A 20,790-nucleotide genomic window follows, 5' to 3' on the forward strand; every position below is an offset into this window, starting at 1 on the left:
TCAGTGCAAACGGAAGCCGTGGTCGGCCAGCGATTCACGCAGCCGGTGCCTGCCGTTCAGCGCCGCCGCCGAGCCGAGCCGGGCCAGCACGCGTTCGGTCCAGGAATGCGACAGCTGTTGCTCGGCATAGAATTCCGCGATCCTGGTCTCGTACTCGGCCACGTGCGCGCGCTGCGCGTCCAGATCGTAGGTCTCCCGGTGCAGCACGGCCTCCTGCGGCAGGCGCGGCTTCACCCGCGCGTCCTCGGCGGGGTCCGGGTGGCCGACCACCAAGCCGAAGACGGCGAAGACCTGCGGCGGCAGCCCCAGCTCGGCGGCGACTTCTTCCGGCTTGTTGCGCAGCGCGCCCACATAGACGGTGCCCAGTCCGAGCGATTCCGCCGCCACCACCGCGTTCTGCGCCGCGAGCGCGGCGTCGATGAATCCGACGTAGCTCGATTCGAGGTAGTCCGCGCCATCCAGCGGCGCGCTCCGGTCGTCGGCGAGCTGGCGCAGGCGCGCGAAATCGGCCGTCCAGACCAGCAGCACCGGCGCCTGCACGATGTGGGCCTGGTCGCCCGCGAGCGCGGCCAAGCGCGCCTTGCGCCGCGGGTCGCGCACCGCGATGACGCTCCAGACCTGCAGGTTCGACGAGGTCGGCGCGGACTGCGCCGCGGAGATCAGCAGCCGCAGGGTGGCGTCGGGCACCGGGTCGGACAGGTAGCGGCGCACCGAGCGATGCTCGTGCAGCACTTGCAGAACCTGGTTCCACTGCGCGGGTTCGACCGGTCGCGGATCGCGGTAGCGCTGTTGCACGGCGTGGGTGGGGGTCGGCACGGACTGCGTCATGGGCGTCATCCTTTCGCCGGGGCGGCGCGCCGTCGACGGTTCCCCGCAGCTCGAGCGGAACACAGGTAGGGTAAGTAAGGCAATCCTAATTAGTATTATCGGAGGTTCTCTTGGCACGTCCCCGCACCACCTTCACGGTGCAGCGCACCGAATGGCTCACCCCGCACCTGATTCGGGTGCATCTCGGCGGCCCCGGCTTCGCCGCGTTCCGGCCCAGCGAGTTCACCGACTCGTATGTGAAGTTCATCTTCCCGCAGGACGGCAACGAGGTGCTGCGCACCTACACCGTCCGGTCCGTCGACCCCGTGGCCGGGGAGATCGCGGTCGATTTCGTCTTCCACGGCGCGGAGGGCATCGCCGGACCGTGGGCCGCCGCGGTCCAGCCCGGAGAGACCATCGACTGCTACGGACCCGGCGGCGCCTACGCCCCGCGCCCGGATGCCGACTGGCATCTGCTGGCCGGTGACGAGGCGGCGCTGCCTGCCATCGCCGCCGCGCTCGAGGCGATGCCCGGCGAGGCCACCGGGCTGGCGTTCGTCGAAGTCGCCGGTCCGGACGACGAACTGCCGTTGAAGAAGCCGGACGGCATCGAGCTGACCTGGCTGCACCGCGGGACACGCGCCCCCGGCGAGGTGCTCGCCGAGACCGTCCGCTCCGCGTCGTGGACGCCGGGGCAGGTCCAGGTGTTCATCCACGGCGAAGCGGAGTCGGTGATGAAGAATCTGCGCCGCTACATCCGCAAGGATCGCGGCGTCACCGCGGAGTGGGCGGCGTCGATCTCCGGATATTGGCGCCGCGGCCGCACCGAGGAAGGCTTCCGGGAATGGAAGGCCGAGCTGCGAGCGGCCGAGGGGGCCGACGGCTGAGCCCTCAGCTCAGCAGTCCGACGATGGTGGCGGACAGGAAGCTGACCAAGGTGGCGCCGTAGAGCAGGCGAAGCCCGTTGCGGGCGATGACGGTGCCTTGTTTCTCGCTGAGGCTGCGGACCGCGCCGGTGACGATGGCGATGGTGGAGAAGTTCGCGAACGACACCAGATATGTGGACACGATCGCGACGGTGCGGTCCGACAGCCCGGCGTGTTGCCGGTTGAGTTCCTGCATGGCGACCACCTCGTTGGACACCAGCTTGGTGCCCATGAACCGGCCCGCTGCCGCGGCCTCCTCCCACGGGATGCCGGTCATCCAGGCCAGCGGGGCGAAGACGTGGCCCATCACGTCCTGGAACGTGGTGCCGTGGAACAGCGCGGCGAAGATCCCGTTGACCATGGCGAGCAAGGCGATGAATCCGATCAGCATGGCCGCGACGGTGAACGCCACCTTCCAGCCGACCAGGATGTACTCGGTGAGCATCTCGAAGAACGACTGCCGCTTGCGGCTGTCGGCGATCTCCTCGCCGAGCAGCCGGGCGTCGTCGGCGGCGGCGACCGCGTAGGGATTGATCAGCGAGCACACCACGAAAGCGCCGAGCATGTTCAGCACGATGGCCGCGATCACGTACTTCGGGTCGATGAGCAGCATGTAGGCGCCGAGGATGCCCGCCGACACCGTGGACATCGCCGAGGCCGCCAGGGTGTACATCCGCTGCGGCGGGATGTCGTCGAGCATGGCGCGCAGCGAGATGAACACCTCGGACTGGCCGAGGATGGCGGAGGCGACCGCGTTGAACGATTCGATCCGGCCGAAGCCGCTCACCCACGCCAGCAGCAGGCCGAGGTACTTGATGATCACCGGCAGCACCCGCAGGTGTTGCAGGATGCCGATCAGGGCGGAGACCAGCACGATCGGCATCAGGACCGCGAACAGGAACGCGGGCCCGCCGCTGCCCACGGCGGGCAGCTCGCCGAACACGAACGCGGTGCCATGGGCCGCGTAGCGGAGGATGTGGGCGAAGGCGTCGCTGACCGCGCGGATCACGGTGGCCCCCACCCCCGTCTTCAGCAGCAGGAACCCGAACGCGATCTGCACGAGCAGCAGCAGGGCGATCCGGGGCAGCCGAGCGGCAGCGGCGCGGCGGTCGGTACTGGGCAGCCAGGCCAGCAGCAGGAAACACACCAGCCCGGCGCTTCCGATCAAATGATGCACGCGGACCTCGGCGGCCGTGGCCTACAACAGCTTGTGGGAGCACCTCTCATGTCGGTTTATGCTGCGGTGTCTCCACAGTTGAGAAGCCGCGGCCACCCGCGGGCACACCGGCAGCGTCCCGGCCGCCCGGGACGATCCCGGGCGGCCGGACATGGTCGTAGACGCCGCTTCACTGTCGCGGCGCGCGCAACGCCTCCTCCACGAACTGCGTGGTGTAGGTCGCGGACAGGTCGATGCGATCACGCACGGGCCGCACGTTCTTCGAGTACTTGCCGAGGATCTCCAATACGTTCTGCGCGCCTTCGGGTTTCATCAACCCGTCGCCGTTGAACATGCCGATGGAGTCGCGGATCGACTGGACGTAGAGGTCCTTGCCCGCGCTCGCGTACTGCGGCGGCATCTTCTCGGCGATCTCCTCCGGCGTGTGCGTATCGATCCACTGCAGCGTCTGCACGAACGCGGCGGCGAGCTTGCGCACGATGTCGGGGTGAGCCTCGATCGTCGCGCAGCTCATGTACAGCGACGTCGCCGGATACAGTCCGCCGAGCGCGGCCCTGGTGCCCGCCTCGGTGCGCAGATCCACCAGGATGCGCGCATCCCCGGAGTTCACCATCTGCGCCACCGTGGGATCGGTGGTCATGCCCGCGTCGATGCCGTCGTGGTTCATGCCCGCGATGAACGTCTGCCCCGCACCGACTTTCACCCGGGTGTAGTCGGCGGTGCCCATGCCGGCCTGGCCGGTGAGCGCCTGGGTGAGGAAGTCGGTCGATGAACCGAGCGAGGTCACGCCCAGTTTCTTGCCGCGCAGGTCGGCGACCGAGGTGATGTCCGCGTCCGCTTTCGACACCAGTTCGACCTCACCCGGCACGTCGGACATCTGCACCACCGAGCGGATGCACTGGTCCTTGGCCTGCAGATCGATGGTGTGGTCGTAGAAGCCGACCACGCCCTGCACGTCGCCGGTGAGCAGCGCAGTCTCTGCGGTGGCTCCGGACTGCTCGCCGAGCAAGGTCACATCGATGTCGTTGCGCTCGAAGAAGCCGAGCTGGCGGGTGAGCACGGCGGGCAGGTAGATCACCTTCTCCAGTCCGCCCACCATGATGGTGATCTGCGGTCGGCCGCCTGCCATGGGGATGGTGCGGGAGTCCCGGCATCCTGTGGCCGTCAGCAGTGCCGCGACCACCACGGCGACCAGCGCCAATTGCTTGCGATACCTCATCATCAGATCCCGTGGTCGGAGGTCGTCTGCGAGGGCCGCCATTTCAGCAACCGGTTCTCCGCCGCGCCGATGCCCCACTCGGCGATCAGCGCGATCACGGTGATGATGATCATGCCCGCGTAGATGCCCGCCGAGTCGAAGGTGCCCTGCGCGTTGCTGATCAACAGTCCCAAGCCCTTGCTCGCCCCGGCGTATTCGCCCACCACCGCGCCGATCAGCGCGAAGCCGAACGCGGTGTGCAGGCTGGACAGGATCCAGGTGGTCGCGCTCGGCAGCACGATCGACACCAGCACCTGCCTGCGGCTCGCGCCGAGGATGCGGGCGTTGTCGATCACGTTGCCGTCCACTTCGCGCGCACCGGTGAACGCGTTGAAGAACACCGCGAAGAACACCAGCACCACCACAGTCGCCACCTTCGAACTCAGCCCGAGCCCGAACCAGATGATGAACAGCGACGCCAGCACGATGCGCGGAACGGCGTTGAGCGCCTTGATGAACGGCGCGAGCACCTCGGCCCAGTACCGGCTGCGGCCGAGCAGCACACCCAGCACGACGCCGGCCACCGTGCCGATCACGAAGCCGAGCACGGCCTCCTGCACGGTGGTGTAGACCTGCAACCAGACCGAGCCGAATTGCGTTCCCTCGGTGAACCATTCGACCAAACGCGCCCAGATCAGCGACGGCTTGGAGTAGAAGAACGGGTCGATCCACACCGTGGCGGTGAGTTCCCACGCGCCCAGCCACAGCGCGACCAGCGCGGCGCGCAGGCCCCAGGTGCGGATCCTGGCGCGGCGGGCGGAGGCGCGCACCCTGGCCAGGATCTGCTCCTCGGTCTCGTTCTCCACCGCCGGCTCGTCGACGGCATCCTGGACCAGCACGTCATGCGACACGGGAGGCTCCCTTCGCCCGAGCCGCCTCGACCTGATCGCGCAGCGTCTGCCAGATCTCCTGGTAGATGTCGCGGAATTCGGCCGTCAGCCGCACGTCCTCGACGCTGCGCGGCCGGGCCAGGCCCACGGGGAAGTCACCGCAGACGGTGGCCGGGCTCGCCGTCATCACCACCACCCGGTCGGCGAGCACGATCGCCTCCTCCAGATCGTGGGTGACGAAGACGACCGCCGCGTTGGTGCCCGCCCAGACCCGCAGCAATTCGTCCTGCATGAGCTGACGGGTCTGCACGTCCAGCGCGCTGAACGGCTCGTCCATCAGCAGGATCTCCGGCTCGTTGACCAGCGTCTGCGCCAGCGCGACGCGCTTGCGCATCCCGCCGGACAGCTGATGCGGGTAGTAGCTCTCGAACCCGGCCAGCCCGACCGTGCGCACCCACCCCGCGGCTTTCGCGCGCGCCTCGGCCTTCGACGCGCCACGCAGGCGCGGGCCCAGCGCCACGTTGTCCAGCACGCTCTTCCACGGCAGCACCGCATCCTGCTGGAACATGTAGCCGATGCCATCGGGGATGCCGTCGACGTCCTTGCCGCGCACCAGCGTCCGGCCGGCCGAGGCCGGCTCCAGGCCGGACACCAGCGACAGTGTGGTGGACTTGCCGCATCCGGTCGGGCCGACGACGGCGACGAATTCGGCGGGGCGCACGGCGAGGTTCAGATTGCGCACGGCGGTGTGGATGCCGCCGCCGGTGCCGGGGAAGCGCTTGGTCGCGTTCCGCAGCTCGATGAGTGATTGCGTCATTGCTTCCTACTCCTGCGAGATCGGGTCGGGGGAAACGTACGTGGCCCCGGTCACACGCCGGAGCTTGTGCGCACAACCGCCACAAACGCGGGATCTGCGGGTTTTGCGCATTCTGCTCATGCGCCGCGCGCGGGGGTCTGCGCTTATGCTGCGGCCATGGCCACTGAGGGCGCGCGGGCCGTGCGATTGCGGACCCAGGTACTGCTGTCGCAGATCCTGGTGGTCGCGCTGACGCTCGGCGTCGCGTTCGCGGTGTTCGGCTATCTCAGTGACCGGCGGCTGCGCGACGCCTACGGCCAGCGCGCGCTGGCCGTCGCCCGCACTGTCGCCGCCGACCCGGTGGTGCGCGCCGAAGTGGCCGGGTACGCGCCGGGCGCGGTCGATCCCGGCGTGCGTCGGCAACTGGCCACCGGCCCGCTGGAGCGGGTCGCGGTGGACGCGACCCAGCGCAACGATGCCTTGTTCGTGGTCATCACCGATGACGCGGGAATTCGCCTGGCGCATCCGGACGCCGGGCGGCTCGCCGAGCACGTCAGCACCGATCCGTCGGAGGCGCTCGCGGGCCGCGAGTCGATCACCGAGGAACGCGGCACGCTCGGTGACTCCGTGCGCGCGAAGGTTCCCGTCACGGCACCCGGTTCCGACCGTGTGGTCGGGGCGGTCAGCGTCGGCATCGCCACCGACGCGGTGCACGAGCAACTGCTCGGCGATCTGCGCACCGCGGGCGGGCTGGTCGCGGTGGCGCTCGCGGTCGGCATCGCCGGATCGGTGCTGCTCGCCCGCCGGTGGCGCGGGCTCACCCTCGGGCTGGAGCCGGACGAGCTGGCCGAGCTGGTCCGCGGCCAGGCCGCGGTGCTGCACGGCATCGGCGGCGGCGTGCTGGCCGTCGACGCGGCGTGGCGCACGACCTTCGTCAGCGACGAGGCGCGCAGGTTGCTCGGCGTCGCGCCGGACATCGGATGCCCGGTGGACCGGATCGGACTCACCCCGCGGGTGCTGGAGGTCTTCCGCGACCTCGACCAGCAACCCACCTCGGCGACGATCGGCGCGAACGTCGTCATCGTCTCCGCTGGCTCGGTCAGCCGCGACGGGCGTGATCTGGGCGCGGTGCTCACGGTGCGCGACCGCACCGACGTGGAATCGCTGACCAGGCAGCTGGACGCGGTGCAATCGATGAGCACGGTGCTGCGCGCGCAGCGCCACGAATTCTCCAACAAGATGCACCTGATCAGCGGACTGCTGCACAGTGGGCACGTCGAGGAAGCGGCGCGGTCGGTGGACGAGCTGATCGGCGCGGGTCCGCTCGGTCCGGCGACGCCGGGTATCGACGCCATCCACGACACCTACCTGCAGGCCTTCCTGGCCGCCAAGGCCGCGCACGCCAGGGAGAGCGGGGTGGAACTCGTGCTCGGGCCCAACACCTGGGTCGAGGGCGATCTCGCCGATCCGGTGGACGTGACCACCGTGCTCGGCAATCTGCTGGACAACGCCATGGAAGCCGTCCGCGCCGGGGACCGGCCGGTGCGGCAGGTGGAAGTCGAATTGGTGCAGGAGGATTCGACACTGCACATCACGGTCGCCGACAGCGGCGACGGTGTCGGCCCCGATCTGGTGGACCGGCTGTTCATCGAAGGGATCTCGACCCGCGACGATCGCGGCGTCCCCGGTGGGCGCGGGGTGGGACTCGCCTTGATCCGCCAGATCGTCCGCGCCCACGGCGGCGACGTCCGCCTTTCGAGTGCGGGCGGCGGGGAACCGCCACTCGTCGGCGCGGAGTTCATCGCCCGCATCCCCGGGGTGCTCGTGGAGAGCGAGGTGTCATGGCCTCGACGACCCTGACCGTCCTGGTCGTCGACGACGACTTCCGGGTGGCGAACCTGCACGCCGGAATCGTGCAGGCCATCCCGGGTTTCACGGTGGCCGGCACCGCGAACACCCTTGCCGCCGCCCGGGACATCATCGCTACGCAGCCCATCGACCTGGCGCTGGTGGACGTCTACCTGCCGGACGGATCAGGGATCGATTTCGTCCGGGCGCTGCGCTGCGACGCCATGGTGCTCACCGCGTCGACGGAGAGCGAGTCCGTGCGCGCCGCGGTGGCGGCGGGTGCGGTGTCCTACCTGGTCAAGCCCTTCCCGCAGACCGAACTCGCCGCCCGGCTCGCCGCCTACGCCCGCTATCGGCGCATCCTCGCCGTGCCGCAGGCCGACAACGCCCGGGTCGCCGCTGCGCTGCACGCGCTGCGTCCCTCGGTCACCGCGACCCCGGCGGCAACCGTCGCCTCCCCGACCAAAGACGCAGTCCTGCAAGCGATTCTCGATGCAGACGCGCCCCTGTCGGCGGGCGAGGTCGCGAGCGCCATCGGTATCTCCCGGGCCACCGCGCAGCGCTATCTCGCCGCGCTCGTGTCCGGCGGCGCGGTGCGCATGAGCCTGCGCTACGGCAGCACCGGGCGGCCCGAACAGGAGTACTCCGCCGCACCGCCGCACTGAGCCGACGCGGTGTCTCAACGGCTGCCGAGCCGGAATCGGGCTTTCCGGGTTGCAGCGACGCGTGGGCTGGGTCGCGACGCCGTGGCCCGGCGGTCACCGGTCGCTGAATCCGCCGGTTCTGCGCCCATCCGCGCGCTCCGGCACAGGGCTCGGCCGGGTGAGGGCGCGCGGCCATGCCGTCCCGAGCCGCACCGTCCGGCAGGGTCCGATCGTCCGGCGCGGCGGCGCTCACTTCGAGCCGCGCACCGCTTCCTGCCCTGCTCAGCCACCGCCCCATGCCCACCACATCCTCATCGGCGCGCCGGCGTCCGGGCACGAGCATCGTCTTCTGCTCGGGCGCCGCCCCGGCTCGGATGCGGGTGCCCGCCACGCTGTCGTCGGCGCGGTAGCGTCGGGACATGAGCATCGTCGAGGTCGCCGTTGTCGGCTACGGATTGGCCGGGTCGGTCTTCCACGCCCCGCTGATCGCCGCGCAGCCGCGGATGCGGGTCGCGGCCGTGGTGACCTCTTCGGCGGAGCGTGCCGAACGGGCGCGCGCCGAACACCCCGGTGTGCGGGTGGCGCCGCGCGCCGAGGAGTTGTTCGCCGCACCGGACGGCATCGATCTGGTCGTGATCGCGACACCGAACCATACGCACGCACCGCTGGCCGGGCAGGCGCTGGAGGCCGGGCTGCCGGTGGTTGTCGACAAGCCGTTCGCGGTCACGGTGGACGACGCCGAAGACCTCGTCCGGCGCGCGGAGCGGTCCGGCCTGGCGCTGTCGGTCTTCCAGAACCGTCGCTGGGACGGTGACTTCCGGACGGTGCGCGAACTCGTCGAGACCGGAAGACTCGGCCACGTGCGGCGTTTCGAGTCCCGGTTCGAACGGTGGCGTCCGGTGCCGAAGGGCGGCTGGCGGGAGGTCGGCACCGACGAGGAGGGCGCGGGCATTCTGCTCGACCTCGGCAGCCACCTGGTGGACCAAGCGGTGACCCTCTTCGGTCCGGTGGCTTCGGTGTACTGCGAGCTGGACCGGCGGCGAGAAGGGATCACCACCGACGACGACGCGTTCGTCGCGCTCACCCACACCGGCGGTGTGCGCTCCCATCTCTGGATGAGCGCCGTGGCCCCGCAACTCGGGCCGCGTTTCCGGGTGCTCGGGTCGGAAGCCGCGTATGTCACCCATGGGCTGGACCCGCAGGAGGACGCGCTCCGGTCGGGGCGTCGTCCGGAGAGCGATTCCGATTGGGGCACAGTCGATCCCGAGCGCTGGGGTGTGCTGGGCGCGGAACCGGACTTCGCCCCTCTGCCGACCGCACCCGGCGCATATCCCGAGTTCTACTCCGCGATGGCCGCCGCGCTGCTCGACGGCGGGCCCGTGCCCGTCGACCCGCGCGACGCCGTCACCACTCTGCGCCTGCTGACGAAAGCCCGCGAGTCGGCGGCCAGGGGTGTGACCGTCACCGCCTGACCGCCACTGGCTACCTGCGCCGCGACTCGATAACGTCGGTCCCTGGGCCGGCCGCTCCCGGCCGCCCGCCGGAGAGGAGAACCGAGTGGGTGCAACGGTTTTCGCGGTGCTGCTGCCGCTGGCGCTGGCCTTGGTGATGTTCGGGCTCGGATTGACCTTGACGACCGAGGATTTCGCGCGCGTGCTGCGGTACCCGAAAGCGGCGGTGATCGCGCTGGTGTGCCAGATGATCCTGCTTCCCGCGGTATGCCTGGGCCTGATCCGCCTGTTCGGGCTGGACGGCGCGCTCGCGGCGGGCATGCTGCTGCTGGCGGCCTCACCGGGCGGAGCGTCGGCCAACCTGTTCAGTCACGTCGCCGGAGGCAATGTGGCGTTGAACATCACGCTCACCGCGATCAATTCGGTGCTCGCGGTGTTCACCCTGCCGGTGGTGGTGGCGCTGTCCTACGCCTTGTTCCTGGACGGCACGGGTTCGGTGGGACTTCGACCGGACAAATTCGCGCAGGTCTTCGCCATCGTGCTGGTGCCCGTCGCGATCGGCATGGTGGTGCACCGGCGGTTCCAGCAGTGGTCGCGGCGGATGCGCGGTGCGGTCAAGATCCTGTCCGTCGTGGTTCTCGCGCTGGTGATCGCGGCCGGGGTGGGCTCCGATCCGGACATCCTGACCGAGCACATCGGCGAGCTGTCGGCGATCTGCCTGTGCTTCGCCGTGATCAGTCTGGCCGTCGGCTACTTCCTGCCCCGGCTGTTGCGTGTGGAAGCCGATCAGGCGATCGCTTCGGCGATGGAGATCGGCGTGCACAACGCGGCGCTCGCGATCGCCGTCGCCGCTTCGGTCTTGGACAACGAGACCATGGCCGTTCCCGGCGCGGTGTACGGGGTTCTGATGAACATCCCGGCGGCGATCGCCGCGTATCTGCTGGCCAGGCGGGCGCGCCGCGAGCAGTCCGCGCCCGCGCCGAGCATGGCGGGTTGACGGAGACGGTCCGAGCGGACACGGACGGGCCCGGTGAGTAGCCTCTCGGAGGGTCGATGCCACGCGAAGGGAGTCAGCTGCGCGATGCAACCGCTCGGCACGAACGATCCGGCCCGGATCGGGGATTACCGCCTGCTCGGCGTGCTCGGCGCGGGCGGCATGGGCCGGGTCTACCTCGGCCGCAACTCGGGCGGGCGCACCGTCGCGGTGAAGGTCATCCGCCCGGACATGATCGACGCCGAATTCCGTCAGCGCTTCCGGCGCGAGGTGGCCGCGGCCCGCCGGGTCGACGGGCACTTCACCGCACCGGTGCTCGACGCGGACGTCGACGCCGATCCACCCTGGCTGGCCACCGGTTACGTGGCCGGATTCCCGCTGGCCGACGCGGTCGAGCGGTACGGGCCGTTCACGGAGAATGCCCTGCTCGTGCTGGCGCACGGGCTGGTCGAGGCGTTGACCGCCGTCCATGGAGCCGGTGTGGTGCACCGCGACCTCAAACCGTCCAATGTCCTGCTGGCCCTCGACGGCCCCAAGGTGATCGATTTCGGCATCGCCCGCGCCGTCGACGACAGCAGGCTCACCACCACCGGAAAGGTCATCGGCTCACCGGGGTTCATGTGTCCGGAGCAGGTGACCGGCGACCCGATCGGCCCGCCCGCCGATGTCTTCGCACTCGGCGGCGTCCTGGTGTTCGCGGCGACCGGCCACGGCCCGTTCGGCGTCGGCGAGGCGGTGCACATGCTGTGGCGGGTGGTGTACGAGCAGCCGCGGCTCGACGACGTGCCGGAACGGCTGCGCCCGCTGGTGGCCGCCTGCCTGGCCAAAGACGCCGCGGCGCGCCCGACTCCGGAACAACTGCTGTCCCAGCTCACCGCGCTGGGCATCCCCGACCGCGGCGGCTGGCTGCCCGGCCCGGTGCTCGAGGAGGTCGGCCGCCGTGCGGTCGAGTTGCTGAATCTGGACTCCGGGCCACTCGACCACCAGCGGTTCTTCGTGCCCGCTGATCCAGCGCGCACGGCCGACACCATGGTCGGCCCCGCACCACCTACCGACGCGCGGTACCCGCGAGGCGATCCAGGACGATCGGCGTCCACGCCGCACTCCCTCCCGCCGCGAACGCCTCCCGCGTTCGCGAGACCTCCGACGCCTGCACCCGCGCACCAGGTTTCGCCCGCGTTCGGTCCGGTCCCCGCCGCGCCACCCGCACGCCGCCCCGGCCGCGTTCTGCTCATAGCCGGAGCGTTCGTCGTCTGCCTCGCCGTCGCGATCGCCGCGTTCGTGGTCGGCGCTCAGCTACGGAACCAGAACGCGAACGAATCGGCCGACCAGATCACGCGAACCACCAGCAGCTCCTCCGCGGCCACCGCCACCGAGGCCGTCGACGCGGAACCGACCGGCAGCGGTCCTTCCGGCAGCAGTGTTCCGGAGGCTTTCGTCGGAGAATGGAAAGGCGTGGCCCGCGACCCCTTGTTGTCCTTCGACATCGTGCTGACCATTCGTGACGGCGCGGTGGGCCAAGAAGTCGCGCAGTCGTCGAACACCGGCAAATTGAGCGGTGAGCGCTGCGAACGCACGGAGACGCTCACCGCCGCGGGCGAGAGCCAGTTGTCGTTCGTCGCGCGGCTCTCCGGCGGCTCCCCGGCCTGCTTCGACAATGGTTCCACCTCGACGGTCACCCTGCAGCCGGACGGTTCCCTGTCGTACCGGACCTCCGGCGTCATCGGCAACATCGAAGGCGTCCTGCGCAAGAGCTGACGGCGTGAGGACCGGGCGCCGTGCGCGGGAACGTACGCCCGAGCGCCGCGGTCCGCGGGCGGTTAAGGTGCGGCGGTGGACAGAGCGGAATTCTTCGAGCGCGGCGCTTCCATCGCCGATCGTCTGACGACGACGCAAGCGCAGCCGCCGTGGTGGCTGGTGGCGGCGGCCGCGGTGGCGGCGCTCGTGCTGGTGGGTTACACCCCCGTCTGGCGGTTGACCCGCAATATCGTCACCATCGCGCACGAAGGCGGGCACGCCTTGGTCGCCCTGCTGACCGGCCGCAAGCTCAACAGCATCCGGTTGCATTCGGACACTTCGGGGCTCACCGTGTCGAGCGGCAAACCCTACGGCCTCGGAATGATTCTCACCACCATGGCCGGTTACCCGGCGCCGCCGCTGCTCGGTCTCGGATTCGCCGCGCTGCTGGGCGCGAGCCGGATCACGCTGCTGCTCTGGACCGCCATCGTGCTGCTCGCCGCGCTGCTGATCAAGATCAGGAATGTCTACGGCGCCATCACCGTGCTCGGTCTCGGAGCGGTGGTCTTCGTGGTCTCCTGGTTCGGCACCGACACGCTGCAAGCGGGTTTCGCGTATCTGGGCGCCTGGTTCCTGCTGTTCGCCGGGGCGCGTCCGGTCATCGAGCTGCAACGAAGCCGTTCCCGGCAGCAACGCGCCCGCTACCACGAGGTCGACTCCGACGCCGATCAGCTCGCCCGGCTCACCCGCCTGCCCGGCCTGCTGTGGGTCTTCGTGTTCGGCGCGATCGCCGTCGGTTCGCTCGCGGTCGGGGCGTGGCTGCTCGTCTCCGCCATCGCCGAAGTCTGCCTGCCTGGCGCGCCTTCGGGGTCCTGCTTCGCGGCGCGCTGACCGCCGCGCTGCGCCACCCGGTCGGCTCGACTAGGCTTCGATTCCGCCCAGTGCCGACGCCTCACCTGCGGCGGCGGCGCATTCGCCGAGCTCACCCCTTCGGCCGTCCGACGCCGGATCGCGATTCACGACCCCCAGGGAGCCAGCATGGTGAACATTCCCGCGCGCGCACCGAGCACCGCTGCGCGGCGGCTTCTTCCGGCACTGGTCTCGGCCGTCACGGTGCTGCTCGGCACGATCACGCTCGGTCCGACCGCCTACGCCGCACCTTTCGGCACGGCCTGCGGCACACCCTTGACGCGGGCGGAGACAGCCGAGATCGCGCAGCTGTCCGCGGCCGGGCCGCAGGCCGGTACCTCGTTGTGGCAGTTGGAGCAAGCCATCGACCGGCACCGCCGGATCACCGATATCCTCGTCCGCCACCACGATTCACGCGGTGTGTTCGCCCTCGGGCTCGACGCGGTGGAACAAGCGGCCGTCCTGCCGCTGCAGCGCGACCCCGCGTCGTTCGACGACCCGGAATGGGCGCACCGGATCAGTCTCGAGCTGCTGTCGCGGTTCCTGCGCGCGCTGCACGCCGAATTCACCGGCGCACCCGCCGAACCGCAGTGGGCGCACTACTTCGACCTGACCCGCCGCTGCGAGCTGTCCCCCGCGCGCGTGGCGATGGCCGGTTACGACGCGCATTTGACCGTCGATCTGGCCTACTCCGTCGCGGCCATCGGAAGCTCGGCCGCGAACGCGCGGGACTACTTCCGTATCGTCGACTCGATCGCCCAGCAAGGAGCGCTGATCGTAGCCGCGACCAGATCCGTCTACGGCGGTGACCTCGGGCCGCTGTGGCGCTTCTATTTCGTCGGCGAGGGCTTGGACGCGGTGCTCGGGCAAGGCGTGGCGACCGGCCCTCTGCTCCGGCTGGCCGACGCGGGCGCCAATGTCGTCATCTTCGGCAACGGACTGGCCCTGCAGGACCCGGCCGCGGCGCCCGCCGTCACCGCCGAGATCGACGCCCTGTGGCGCGGCCTGGATCTCGGTTTCGAAGTCCTGTCCGGCCTCGGCGGGCTCTGACCGGCGCACCGTCACGCCAGCGCCGCGACGGCGGCACGCACGACGTCCTCGGGCGGTCGGGTCGCGTCGACGGCGCTCCCGCGCTCGTCGGCATCGAGCCGCTCCAGGGTGGCCAGCTGGGAATCCAGCAGGTTCGGTGGCATGAAGTGCCCGCGGCGTGCGGCCAGGCGGCGTTCGAGTTCCTGGCGGGGCGCGTCCAGATGCAGGAAGAAGACGCCGGTTGCGCGGCCGCGCAACCGGTCGCGATACGCCCGTTTCAGGGCGGAACAGGTCACGACGCCTCCGCGACCGGATCGCTCGGCCATCCAGGCGGCCAAGGCGTCGAGCCACGGTGCGCGGTCGGCATCGTCCAGCGGCGTGCCCGCCGCCATCTTCGCGATGTTCGCGGGCGGGTGGAAAGCGTCGCCTTCGGCGTACTCGACCCCCAGCACTTCGGCCAGGCGGGCGCCGACCGTCGTCTTCCCCGATCCCGACACCCCCATCACGACGATCACCGGTAGATCACGCACTCGGACCCTTCTCCCTCCGATGGCGGACTCTCCCGCGCACACGGGCTTGTCATCGGCAACAACCTAGCCGCCGAGCACTTCGTCGGCCCGTGCAGTGACCCTGCGCGCCACCGCCGATACATTTCGAGAACAGCGGGAGGACCTCGCCCTGGAATGCCAGCTCACCCGGCCGGGGCCGGGGCGCGACCGGCTCGCCGCCCTGCTCGACCCGTTGGAGGGCCACCCCGAACTGTTCGACACCTTGCGCGAGCACATCCGCAACGACTTCAACCGCCTGCGCACCTCACGGACGATGTATCCGCACCCGAACACCGTCGACCATCGGCTCGAGCGCATCGGCCGCCTCACCGGCTCGGACACCGCCGTTGCGCACGCGCTCTACCGACTGCGCGCCGCGCTCATCGCACGGACTTACACGCAGTCCGCACCCGCGCCGGACCGCCCCGCGCGGTGAACACGTTTCAGGCGCGCCGCCGCACCGGGTCGGCCCCGTTCCGGCTGCTCCGGCCCCCGGCCGAGCAGCCGAGGCGCGCCACTGACGCGACCGCTAGGGTCATCGACATGGAACTACGCATCTTCACCGAGCCGCAGCAGGGTGCGAGCTACGACACCTTGCTCACCGTCGCCAAGGCCACCGAGGACTTGGGCTTCGACGCGTTCTTCCGCTCCGACCACTACCTGAGCATGGGTGGCGCCGACGGGCTGCCCGGCCCCACCGACGCCTGGATCACCCTCGCCGGTCTGGCGAGGGAGACCGAGCGCATCCGGCTGGGCACCCTGGTCACCGCCGCCACCTTCCGGCTGCCGGGCCCGCTGGCGATCCAGGTGGCGCAGGTGGACCAGATGTCCGGCGGCCGAGTCGAATTCGGCCTCGGCAGCGGCTGGTTCGCCGAGGAGCACGCCGCGTACGGCATCCCGTTCCCCGCCGACAAATTCTCCCGGCTGGAAGAGCAGCTGGCCGTCATCACCGGGCTCTGGGCGACCAAACCCGGCGACACCTTCAGCTACGACGGCAAGCATTACCAGCTCACCGACTCCCCCGCCCTGCCCAAACCGGTGCAGGACCCGATCCCGGTGGTGATCGGCGGGCATGGCGCCACCCGCACCCCGCGGCTGGCCGCCCAGTACGCCAGCGAGTTCAACATGCCGTTCTCCTCCATCGAGGACAGCACCCGGCAGTTCGACCGGGTGCGCGCGGCCGCGGAGGCCTACGGCCGCGCCGCCGGCGACCTGGTGTACTCCAACGCGCTGGTGGCCTGCGTGGGAGCGAACGACGCCGAGGTGGCGCGCCGAGCCGAGGCGATCGGCCGCGAGGTGGACGAGTTGAAGGCCAACGGCCTGGCCGGCTCGCCCGCCGAGGTGGTGGACAAGATCGGCCGGTACGCCGAGATCGGCACCACCCGCATCTACCTGCAGGTGCTGGACCTGACCGATCTCGACCATCTCGAGCTGATCTCCGCGCAGGTGCAGTCGCAGTTGTGAGGTAGCGCTCAGCCCAGCGGACGGTTGGTCGGCACCACGACGAAGCTCGGCGCCGACGGGTCGAGTTCCAGGTGCTGCGGTTTCAGCTCGGTGTTGTTCAGCATCGGCCGGAAGGCCAGCGCCTTCGGCGAGTTGCCCGCGAACACGTCGATCCGCAGCCGGTGGCCCGGTTGCAGCGCCGCCTGGGTGGGAATCACCGCGATGTCCAGCGCCACCGGCTCACCGGGAACGACCGGCTGCACACTGTCGAGGGTGATCGGATTGAACGGTTCGGTCAGGTCGCCGGTCGGTGTGCGGCTGCTCTTCTGCTCGTCGACGGCGCGCAGTGAGGCGGTCAGCTGCCCGGTGGACAGCACCTTCGAACTCCCATCCGGCGCGACGTCGTTCATGGTGACGCTCCAGTAGCCGTCGGTGGCGTCGTGCACCGTGTTCAGGTGCACGTTCACCGGCCCCGAGATCACGGTCGGCTCGGTCATCGGGGCGCTGGTGAAGGCCAGCGCGTTGCGCTCGGCGATGCGCGAGTCCTTCGCGCACACGTCCAGCACCGCGGCCATCCCGGCCGAGCCCTGCGCGGTGTCGCGGGAACATGCCGAGGCGAGGCCGGGCCCCACCGTCAGGGTCCGCCGTTCGGCGGGAGCGCTCATCGTCAACGATCCGTCGTGGACGGCCTTCCCCGCGGTGCCGCTCGGGTCGGCCGACAGATACACACGGCGATGGTTGAGGTCCTTCTGCGGGAACTGGCCGAGGGAGATCCAGCCGCCGCCTTGTTCCCACACGGTGATCGGCCCGAAATCGCCCAAGCCGTGGTCGATGTCCTTCAGCCACTTGTCGAACCACACGCGCTGCAGCACGTCCAACCGCGGCGGCGCACCCGGAACGCCGGTGCCCGCACCGGGATTCGCGTGATAGGTATCGCCGACGACCAGTTGCTTCTGTCCCGCGGGCAGCGGAATCGCGTTGTACAGCTTGGTCGCGCTGTTGGCGAAGATGTCGTGCCAGCCGCCGTAGACGAAGGTGGGCACCGTGATGCGCTCCGGATGCCCCTCGATGCCGCGCCGGAAGTAGCTGTTCTCGTCCAGCGCGTCGGCCAGCGCGGGCGGCACGTGGTCGAGCGAGGGCGTCAGCAACGCCTGGGCCAGCAGATCCACATTGCTGGCCGGATCGGACATCCGTTCCCGCAACCACTCCCAGTCGAAGGTGCCCTTCAACATCGACTGCACGTCGGGAATCAGCTTCAGCTGGTTGACCGTGCTGAGCCACATCGGAAGGAACGTCGTCCCCACGCCGCCGCCGGGTGCGACGACATCGCGCATGAGGTCGCTGCCCGGTTCCACCGGGAAGATCGCCCGCAACGGCGCGGGCGCGTTCTCGGCGGCGCGCAGCTGGTTGATGCCCGAGTAGGAGCCGCCGCTCATCCCGACCCGACCGTTGGACCAGGGCTGCGCCGCCGCCCACTCGATCACCTCGCGGGTGTCGAGCTGTTCCCGCTCGCCGAGGGTGTCCCACGATCCCTGGGAGAAGCCGGTGCCGCGCACGTCGGCGATGACCTGGGTGTATCCGGCGCGGATCAGATCGCGATCCAGCCCGAGCACCGTCTGCACGGTGCCGCCGTCCACCGCGTGCAGCAGATCGCCGAAACCACTGACCGGCGTGCGGGACAGATTCACGCGATTGACCAGCCGCACGGTCAACGGCTGCAAGCCGGGCACCGCGAGCGCCGTGTCGATCAGGGTGGTCATGAGCTTGGTGTAGGGCGTGAGGTTCACGATGGTCGGCAGCGGCTGCCGCTCCACCTCGCCGCCCTGCTTCACCGGCCGGTAGACGTTCGCCTTCAGCACGACACCGTCGCTCATCCGGATCGGCACATCCCAGTCGATGTGGATGTCGGCATACGGCTGGGGGCCGTCGTGCAGCGCGGTCCACGCCACGCTGTGGGCGTCGGCCGCCGGTTCCGCGGCCGCCGGGACCGCCGCGCATCCCACGGCCGCGGCCACCGCGACCGCGGCCACCGTCCGGATCACCCTGCTCATCGTTCGTCTCACGTCACGCCCCGCTGCCATCTCGCTCCCTCGACCGGTATGCGGACCGACCATCGATCACCCGATTGGGCGACAACGTAGCAATCTGCTGGCGAATAACGCGGGACGTGCGGTCGGGCCGGATTGTCGCGGGCCGACAGAGAGTGAACGCGCCGCCGCCACGCACGACGCGGCTTAGGGTGGAGCACATGACGCCGCTGCAACGCTACATCGCGGAGGAGATCGCGGCCGATCACGCGGACGGCCTGCTCCCCCGCCGGGAGGCACTGCGCAGGCTGGGACTGCTCGGGCTCGGCGCAACGGCCGCCGCCGCCCTGCTCGCCGCCTGCGCGAACTCCGATACCCCGATCACCGACTCCACGCCGACGTCGCCATCGACACCACCGGGGTCCGCCGCCGCTCTTCCGACGAGCGCCGTCACTTTCGCCGGTCCCCGTGGCACGCTGCAAGCCGCCTGGGCAGCGGCGCCGCAACCGCGGGGCGGGGTGCTGGTGATCCACGAGAACAAAGGCCTCACCGACCACATCCGTTCGGTGGCAGGTCGTTTCGCGGGGGCGGGGTACTCCGCGCTCGCGGTCGATCTGCTGTCGGCGCGAGGCGGCACCGCGACGTTCACCGATCCCGCCGAGGCGACCGCCGAGCTGAGCCGGATCCCGCAGGACCAACTCGTCGCCGACCTGCGTGCCGGGCTGGACGAACTCGGACGGCGGGTCGAGGGAAAGAAGCTCGGGACCACGGGTTTCTGCTTCGGCGGCGGCCTGACCTGGTTGCTGCTGGCCTCCGGCCCGTCGCCGCTGGCCGCGGCCACACCGTTCTACGGACCGTTCCCGGACAACGGCGATCTGTCGGCGTCGAAAGCGGCGGTGCTCGGCGTCTACGCGGCGGCCGACGCCCGCGTGAACGCCTCCCGGCCCGCCGCGGAAGCGGCACTGGCCCGCTCGGGCAACCCGCACCAGATCTTCACCGCACCCGACGCGGATCACGCCTTCTTCAACGACACCGGTCAGCGGTACAACGCCACGGCCGCCACCGAGGCCTGGCGTCGGGTATTGGACTGGTACGGAACGTATCTCGGCTGATGCGCACCGGGTCGGGACGTTTCCCCGGTGTCCGGAGCCCTTCCATGAGCTCCGACCCCAACCGGGCAGTTCGGCGCGCGCACGCTCGCGAGGGCAGGCTGCCGGCACCGGAACGGCTTCATGCGCGCCGCTCGTGCACGGCGATCGCCGCACTCCTGCTCGCGACGGCGCTGACGGCGTGCGGCGAAGACGCGTCGACCGCGCGCACCAGCACACCCGCGGCGGCGGAAACCACCGCCGCGCCGAGCGATCCCGCCGGTCGACCCGACCTCGATGCCGCCGAGGAAGTCGCCGGCAACCTCGACGTGCCCTGGGGGCTGGCCTTCCTGCCCGACGGCGCGGCACTGGTCGCAGAGCGGGACTCCGGACGGATCCTGCGCGTCGCGCCGGGCGGTGCGCCGCAACAGGTGTACCAGGTGCCGGGCGTCTCCGCCCGCGGCGAGGGCGGACTGCTCGGGCTCGCGGTCGCGCCGGACTACGCCGAAAGTCGTTATGTCTACGCCTATCTCACCGCCGATACGGACAACCGGATCGTCCGGTTCCGGCTCGACGGCCCACCGGAGGTGCTGGTCGACGGGATCGCGAAGGCCGGTAACCACAACGGAGGACGGATCGCGTTCGGCCCGGACGGCATGCTCTACGTCGGGACCGGCGACGCGGGGCAATCCGGACGTTCGCAGGATCCGGCGAGCCCGAACGGGAAGATCCTCCGGCTGACTCCCGAGGGCCGCCCCGCTCCGGGCAATCCGTATCCCGGCTCACCGGTCTACAGCCTCGGCCACCGCAACGTGCAGGGCCTGGCGTGGGACTCCGGCGGCCGATTGTTCGCGGCGGAATTCGGGCAGGACCGGTTCGACGAGATCAATCTGATCGAGCCGGGTCGCAACTACGGCTGGCCCGCTGTCGAGGGTTCGGGCGGGGCCGAGCGCGGCTTCACCGATCCGTCGCTGACCTGGACCACCGCGGAAGCCTCACCCTCTGGCATCGCCATCGCCGGAGACACCTTGTACGTCGCCGCGCTGCGCGGCCGCCGACTGTGGACAGTGCCGCTGGTGAACGGCCGGGTGGGTGCGCCAAGTGCCGCACTGCGCGACCGCTACGGCCGGTTGCGCACCGTGACGGTGGCGCCGGACGGAGCGCTGTGGCTCACGACCTCCAACACCGACGGCCGTGGCGACCCCGCCCGCGGTGACGACCGCGTCCTTCGCTTCCCGGCCCGCTGAGCTTCGCCGTCGGCAGTCCTGATGTGACGAG

19 protein-coding genes are annotated in these 20,790 nt (G+C 70.3%); 12 read left to right on the forward strand and 7 right to left on the reverse strand.

The features are described 5' to 3' along the window. Window positions 1-828 carry an NADPH-dependent oxidoreductase gene (locus ACH49X_RS24705; RefSeq protein ID WP_357206338.1) on the reverse strand — a complete coding sequence of 276 codons (828 nt, stop codon included), beginning with the start codon at window positions 826-828 and terminating at the stop codon, window positions 1-3. A 110-nt stretch (window positions 829-938) separates the two neighbouring features. Between ACH49X_RS24705 and ACH49X_RS24710 the strand changes: the two genes are divergently transcribed. Further along, window positions 939-1,694 (forward strand): siderophore-interacting protein, encoded by a 756-nt coding sequence (locus ACH49X_RS24710; protein ID WP_195081673.1) that lies wholly within the window; start codon window positions 939-941, stop codon window positions 1,692-1,694. Between the two features lie 4 nt (window positions 1,695-1,698). Here the strand turns inward: ACH49X_RS24710 and ACH49X_RS24715 are convergent, their stop codons facing one another. From ACH49X_RS24715 to ACH49X_RS24730, 4 genes are all read right to left on the reverse strand, one after another. Further along, window positions 1,699-2,910 carry a nucleoside transporter C-terminal domain-containing protein gene (locus ACH49X_RS24715; RefSeq protein ID WP_357106373.1) on the reverse strand — a complete coding sequence of 404 codons (1,212 nt, stop codon included), beginning with the start codon at window positions 2,908-2,910 and terminating at the stop codon, window positions 1,699-1,701. A gap of 169 nt (window positions 2,911-3,079) precedes the next feature. Continuing rightward, the gene (locus ACH49X_RS24720; protein WP_195081671.1) at window positions 3,080-4,129 is read right to left on the reverse strand and encodes an ABC transporter substrate-binding protein; all 1,050 of its coding nucleotides are present in this window, start codon (window positions 4,127-4,129) and stop codon (window positions 3,080-3,082) included. Between the two features lie 2 nt (window positions 4,130-4,131). Further along, window positions 4,132-5,019: an ABC transporter permease gene (locus tag ACH49X_RS24725; protein WP_357206340.1), complete on the reverse strand. Its 888-nt coding sequence runs from the start codon at window positions 5,017-5,019 to the stop codon at window positions 4,132-4,134. After that, the gene (locus tag ACH49X_RS24730) at window positions 5,009-5,815 is read right to left on the reverse strand and encodes an ABC transporter ATP-binding protein (protein WP_357206342.1); all 807 of its coding nucleotides are present in this window, start codon (window positions 5,813-5,815) and stop codon (window positions 5,009-5,011) included. Before ACH49X_RS24730 ends, ACH49X_RS24725 begins: the two co-directional genes overlap by 11 nt. 156 nt (window positions 5,816-5,971) lie before the next feature. Between ACH49X_RS24730 and ACH49X_RS24735 the strand changes: the two genes are divergently transcribed. From ACH49X_RS24735 to ACH49X_RS24765, 7 genes are all read left to right on the forward strand, one after another. Beyond that, on the forward strand, window positions 5,972-7,654 hold the full coding sequence (locus ACH49X_RS24735; protein WP_357206344.1) for a sensor histidine kinase: 1,683 nt from the start codon (window positions 5,972-5,974) through the stop codon (window positions 7,652-7,654). After that, window positions 7,636-8,307, forward strand: a complete 672-nt coding sequence (locus tag ACH49X_RS24740) for a response regulator (RefSeq protein WP_195081667.1) — start codon at window positions 7,636-7,638, stop codon at window positions 8,305-8,307. The genes ACH49X_RS24735 and ACH49X_RS24740 overlap by 19 nt, the downstream gene beginning before the upstream one ends. Window positions 8,308-8,705: 398 nt before the next feature. Next, entirely contained in the window at window positions 8,706-9,758 is a 1,053-nt protein-coding gene (locus tag ACH49X_RS24745; RefSeq protein WP_357106359.1) for a Gfo/Idh/MocA family oxidoreductase, read from the forward strand. Window positions 9,759-9,843: 85 nt separating this feature from the next. Then, on the forward strand, window positions 9,844-10,734 hold the full coding sequence (locus ACH49X_RS24750) for a bile acid:sodium symporter family protein (RefSeq protein ID WP_195081665.1): 891 nt from the start codon (window positions 9,844-9,846) through the stop codon (window positions 10,732-10,734). A gap of 84 nt (window positions 10,735-10,818) precedes the next feature. Continuing rightward, window positions 10,819-12,489, forward strand: coding sequence for a protein kinase (locus ACH49X_RS24755; RefSeq protein ID WP_357106355.1), 1,671 nt, complete (start codon window positions 10,819-10,821; stop codon window positions 12,487-12,489). A 75-nt stretch (window positions 12,490-12,564) separates the two neighbouring features. Further along, window positions 12,565-13,359, forward strand: coding sequence for a M50 family metallopeptidase (locus ACH49X_RS24760; protein WP_195081663.1), 795 nt, complete (start codon window positions 12,565-12,567; stop codon window positions 13,357-13,359). Between the two features lie 147 nt (window positions 13,360-13,506). Beyond that, window positions 13,507-14,427, forward strand: a complete 921-nt coding sequence (locus ACH49X_RS24765) for a DUF5995 family protein (RefSeq protein ID WP_195081662.1) — start codon at window positions 13,507-13,509, stop codon at window positions 14,425-14,427. A gap of 11 nt (window positions 14,428-14,438) precedes the next feature. On the opposite strand, the gene ACH49X_RS24770 is transcribed toward ACH49X_RS24765, so the two are convergent. Further along, entirely contained in the window at window positions 14,439-14,909 is a 471-nt protein-coding gene (locus tag ACH49X_RS24770; protein WP_195081797.1) for a gluconokinase, read from the reverse strand. A gap of 121 nt (window positions 14,910-15,030) precedes the next feature. Here ACH49X_RS24770 and ACH49X_RS24775 point away from each other — a divergent pair, with 121 nt between their 5' ends. Both ACH49X_RS24775 and ACH49X_RS24780 read left to right on the forward strand, forming a co-directional pair. Continuing rightward, the gene (locus ACH49X_RS24775) at window positions 15,031-15,390 is read left to right on the forward strand and encodes a helix-turn-helix domain-containing protein (protein WP_195081661.1); all 360 of its coding nucleotides are present in this window, start codon (window positions 15,031-15,033) and stop codon (window positions 15,388-15,390) included. A gap of 107 nt (window positions 15,391-15,497) precedes the next feature. Then, window positions 15,498-16,418, forward strand: a complete 921-nt coding sequence (locus ACH49X_RS24780; RefSeq protein WP_195081660.1) for an LLM class F420-dependent oxidoreductase — start codon at window positions 15,498-15,500, stop codon at window positions 16,416-16,418. Window positions 16,419-16,426: 8 nt separating this feature from the next. On the opposite strand, the gene ACH49X_RS24785 is transcribed toward ACH49X_RS24780, so the two are convergent. Beyond that, window positions 16,427-18,448 (reverse strand): CocE/NonD family hydrolase, encoded by a 2,022-nt coding sequence (locus tag ACH49X_RS24785; RefSeq protein WP_357206346.1) that lies wholly within the window; start codon window positions 18,446-18,448, stop codon window positions 16,427-16,429. Between the two features lie 197 nt (window positions 18,449-18,645). Here ACH49X_RS24785 and ACH49X_RS24790 point away from each other — a divergent pair, with 197 nt between their 5' ends. Further along, window positions 18,646-19,536: a dienelactone hydrolase family protein gene (locus tag ACH49X_RS24790; protein ID WP_357106347.1), complete on the forward strand. Its 891-nt coding sequence runs from the start codon at window positions 18,646-18,648 to the stop codon at window positions 19,534-19,536. 44 nt (window positions 19,537-19,580) lie between these two features. Then, the gene (locus ACH49X_RS24795) at window positions 19,581-20,759 is read left to right on the forward strand and encodes a sorbosone dehydrogenase family protein (protein WP_195081657.1); all 1,179 of its coding nucleotides are present in this window, start codon (window positions 19,581-19,583) and stop codon (window positions 20,757-20,759) included. Window positions 20,760-20,790 lie beyond the last annotated feature (31 nt).

The sequence above is a fragment of the Nocardia sp. NPDC019323 genome, assembly GCF_044389845.1.
Classification (GTDB): Bacteria; Actinomycetota; Actinomycetes; order Mycobacteriales; family Mycobacteriaceae; genus Nocardia; species Nocardia implantans.